At 42.6% G+C, this 4263-nt stretch carries 4 protein-coding genes; all 4 read right to left on the reverse strand.

Annotated features, from left to right (window positions below; all coding sequences use genetic code 11):
• Window positions 1–95: 95 nt before the first annotated feature.
• The 4 genes from nadD to TH606_RS11060 are packed head-to-tail and all read right to left on the reverse strand — an operon-like array spanning window position 96 to window position 4089.
• Window positions 96–731, reverse strand: coding sequence for a nicotinate-nucleotide adenylyltransferase (gene nadD, locus TH606_RS11045; RefSeq protein ID WP_068544040.1), 636 nt, complete (start codon window positions 729–731; stop codon window positions 96–98).
• Window positions 731–1987, reverse strand: coding sequence for a glutamate-5-semialdehyde dehydrogenase (locus TH606_RS11050; protein WP_068544042.1), 1257 nt, complete (start codon window positions 1985–1987; stop codon window positions 731–733). Before TH606_RS11050 ends, nadD begins: the two co-directional genes overlap by 1 nt.
• 10 nt (window positions 1988–1997) lie before the next feature.
• Entirely contained in the window at window positions 1998–2759 is a 762-nt protein-coding gene (locus TH606_RS11055; protein WP_068544044.1) for a fumarylacetoacetate hydrolase family protein, read from the reverse strand.
• A gap of 25 nt (window positions 2760–2784) precedes the next feature.
• Window positions 2785–4089, reverse strand: a complete 1305-nt coding sequence (locus TH606_RS11060) for a DEAD/DEAH box helicase (RefSeq protein WP_068544045.1) — start codon at window positions 4087–4089, stop codon at window positions 2785–2787.
• Window positions 4090–4263 lie beyond the last annotated feature (174 nt).

Consider the following 4263-nt stretch of genomic DNA (forward strand, 5'->3'; position numbering starts at 1 on the left):
TTCGGACACAATTACTGAAATACTACCAACATAAATCTTTTTATTGAAAAAATGCTTTTTCTATTCCTAAGGACAGGCCAATATATTTATAAGGCTCAATTTAAATAAAGCTTATGCAGGGCGATAAATTCTCTTACTTCCTCTGGCACTAAAAATTGAATGGACTGTCTGGCTTTGACTGCTTTGCGTATCATAGTGGAAGAGATATCAAGTCTTGTTACAGGAAGAAACCTCAGGCTTTTTCCTTGAGGCAATAAGAAAATCCCGTTTTCCTCTACGGCTTGAGGGAAAATTTCTCTCGTTTTTAACAAAAATTCTTCCTGCCCGCCTGGCCCACGGGTTACTACCACCAAATGAGCAAGCCTTGGAATACGTTGATATTGATACCAGATATCAAACTCAAGATAGGCATCAAGGCCCAAGATAAAAAAGAATTCAGCCTTTATTTTAGCCGTAAGTTCTTCAAGGGTTTTAACTGAATAAGATGGCCCCTGACGCTTTCCCTCAATATCACATACCTCAAAATAAGGCACGTTCTTTATGGCCAGCCTGGTCATCTCGTAGCGAAAGGGAAAGGGGCTCAACGGCCTCCCCTTTTTATGGGGAGGCTCTCCTGCTGGAATGAATAACACTTTGCTTAAAGCGAGTCTTTCGTAAACCTCAACTCCTACACGCAAATGCCCCAGGTGAATAGGATCAAAAGTCCCCCCCAGGAGACCTATCTTTTCCATTATTCCCTTATTTGCCCTTCACCAAAAACAATAAACTTTAAGGTAGTAAGCTCTTCCAAGGCCATGGGACCATAAGCATGAAGTTTAGTAGTAGAAATACCAATTTCTGCTCCGAGACCAAGCTGCCCACCATCGTTAAAACGAGTGGAAGCATTTACCATCACCACCGAGGCATCAACTTCTCGCAGAAAACGCAAACCGCGGTGATAATCTTCAGTTACAATACTTTCAGTATGATTGGAACCATAACGAGCAATATGAGAAAGGGCTTCATCCATAGTATCAACCACTTTTACCGCAAGGATAAGGTCTAGGAATTCTTCTCCCCAATCATTTTCGGTAGCTTCTTTAACCCAGGGAACTATCTCTTTCGTTTTGGGACAACCTCTTATTTCCACCCCGGCCGCCCGAAAATCTTCGCACATATCAGGCAGGAATTCTTGGGCTATAGCTTTATGTACCAGCATGGTTTCCATGGCGTTACAAACCCCAGGGCGCTGCACCTTGGCGTTAAAGCAAATACGGCGGGCCATTTCCAGGTTAGCAAAGCGATCCACGTAAACGTGGCAAACACCTTTATAGTGTTTGAGAACGGGAATGCGCGAATTTTCAGTAACAAAACGGATGAGCCCCTCACCCCCTCGGGGGATAATAAGATCCACGTATTCTTCAAGCCTTAAAAGCTCGTTGACTGCGGCTCGGTCAGTTATAGGAATAACCTGGACACTTGCTTCTGGAGCTCCTGCGGCCTTAAGGGCATCCTGGAAAATACGAGCCAAAGCAATATTGGAGTTAATGGCCTCTGAACCGCCTCTAAGTATTACAGCATTCCCACTTTTAAAACAAAGCCCTGCCGCATCAATGGTAACATTGGGTCGACTCTCATAAATCATGCCAATAACCCCGAGAGGGATGCGCATGCGCCCTACCCAGAGGCCATTAGGCCGGCGCCACATCTTAACTACTTCACCTACCGGGTCAGGAAGAGCTGCTACTTCCTCAAGGCCCTGAGCCATACCTTCTATAACTTTGTCAGATAGAGTAAGACGATCAATCAAAGCAGCAGATAGGCCCTTTTCTCTGGCGGCTTCTAGGTCCTTACGATTTTCTTCCTGTAAAAAGACTCGCTCCTCCCGCAGGCGAGCAGCTACGTCTTTGAGAACTTTATTTTTAATATCCGTGGAAAGATAGGTTAATTTTCTTGAAGCTTCTTTGGCCTTACGCCCCACCTCGGTAACAAGTTCTTTTACGTCCATAAAGCCTCCTTTATCTTTCTCTAGCTACATAGTTTTTAAGCCTTCCTACACCAGTTACTTCCACTTCAATTACATCTCCAGGAGAAAGGGAACCAATACTTGGCGGAGTCCCAGTAGCAATAACATCTCCTGGATAAAGGGTCATAACCTGTGAAACAAAACTTACGATTTCAGGAACAGAGAAAACCAATTCCTTGAGCGAAGAATCCTGTCTGCATTCTCCGTTTAGATAAGAACGGACTCGCACTTTTTCTAAATCAAGTTCTGTTTCCACCCAGGGCCCTAGAGGGGCAAAGGTGTCAAAACTTTTGGCCCTGGTCCACTGAGCATCTTTTTGTTGAAGGTCTCTAGCCGTTACATCATTGAAACAGGTAAAACCAAGCACTACATTCATTGCCTCTTCTATTGAAATACGCCTGGCGCTTTTACCTATCACTATAGCCAGTTCGGCCTCATAATCTACTCTCTGGCTTTCAGGGGGCAAAAGAATAGTATCTTCAGGGCCAATCACAGCTGAAGAAGGCTTTAAAAAGATTAAAGGCTCAGCAGGTAAAGGGAGGTTTAATTCACGAGCGTGGTCTCTATAGTTAAGTCCTAAAGCAATAATCTTACTGGGCCAGACTGGAGGAAGAATTTTAACTTCATCAAGAGACAACTCTTCACCTTTTAATTCTGGTTCTTCAAAAATAGGCCCAGCTAAAGGCAAAACTTTCTCCCCAGAAAAAATAACGGACAAGGCTTTACCTTGGAAAAGAACTCTTCCTAAACGCATGTCTTTTATTTAGCACAAGCTTATTTTAACGGCCAGTCTTTTTAAACCTTACAGGACGACGGGAATGCTTAGCCCTTCTTGTAACAGGCTTTTTGGGCAAAGCTTTAGCCCTTGAAGAAATTTTTTCCCTGGTTACCACAGGGGAAAGGAACCATTCTTCCTCTGGCTCTGGCCAGAGGACAGGTATTTTAAAACCAAGCTCTTTTTCAAGAAATTCTAAGAAAAAAGCCCCTTCTTCATCGCAAAAAGAGATAATAGCACCGCCATCTTTTACTTTAAGGGCCCGCTGACGAAATTCCTCAGCAGTTTCAGGGAGGTCATAGTTTATTAAAAGAGGAACTCCGTCTTGCTGAATAAAACGACAACCTGCATCAGTAGCTATTAAAATATCAGCTTCTTTGCCTGCAAATTGTTTTAGAAAACGTAAACGATATTCTGGACCAAGATCTGGCTTTAAAAAAACGGCCTTAAGACCAAGCCTTTTTAGCTCATCACATAGCTTTTGGGCCTCAAGCTTATTGTTCACAAAAATTATAGCCTTGGGCCAATGGTATTTATCTAAAACCCCCAAAAGGAGCATAAATTTTTCTTCACTAGATACGTGAAACAGGGAAAGTTTAAGATTAGAAAAGTCATCTCGGCCAATTTCAATGTAAATCTCATCAGGTTCTTTTAAGAATTTATAAGCGAGTTCTAAAGCTTCGTAACGAAGATTTTCCATAAAAACAAGCCCTTGCCTTTCACCTGGCAAAGGTAACTTTGAAAGCATAGATTCAAGTAACATACGATTTTCAAGAACCATCTGGTCAAATTCATCAAGAACTAAAATTTTAACGTTCTGCGGAGAAATAAGTCTCCATTTAAGAAGGCGATTAAACCAATAAGGAGTGGTAAATATCAGATGGGCTTCACGCTCAACGGCTTTCAGTTGTTCCTCTGGTATTTTCTCTTTGGCGGCAAAAGGCGTAAGAGTAAAAGAAAAAGTGCGGCCTAATTCTCTAGTAAAAGAAGAAAGTTCAGCTGCCCTTTCAGGATTGGTCACCAAAACAATGGCCTCGTTTTTCTGGGGTGTTTTATGTAAAAAGCGGTCTAGTATGGCGATGATGTAGGTCAGGGCCTTTCCACTCCCTCGCTTAGCTTTGACAATTACATCATGCCCTTTTAAAGCTTGAGGGAGAACAAGGTCTTGAATGATGGTAGTTTTAGTGAAACCTCTCTCTTCAAGAACTTTTATAAGGTCTGGATGTATAGGAAAAGAACTGAAAGGACGTCCATGAAGCGCTACCGCCAGAGGCCGCATCTCTCTTACCTTGGAAATAGCCGCTTCCATCACCTTTCCCCCTAAAAGCTTTTATCAGGGCTGCTCACCTGCGATATTAAACATTTTCCGTGGCTATTCAAGATACAATCAAAAGCAAACAAAAATTCAAATCTTAAAACTAATTGAGGCAAGCAGCCATTATGAACCTTTCAGGATTTGCCGAATATAAAAATCTACGGGAGG

The sequence above is a fragment of the Thermodesulfatator autotrophicus genome (assembly GCF_001642325.1).
GTDB classification, from domain to species: Bacteria; Desulfobacterota; Thermodesulfobacteria; order Thermodesulfobacteriales; family Thermodesulfatatoraceae; genus Thermodesulfatator; species Thermodesulfatator autotrophicus.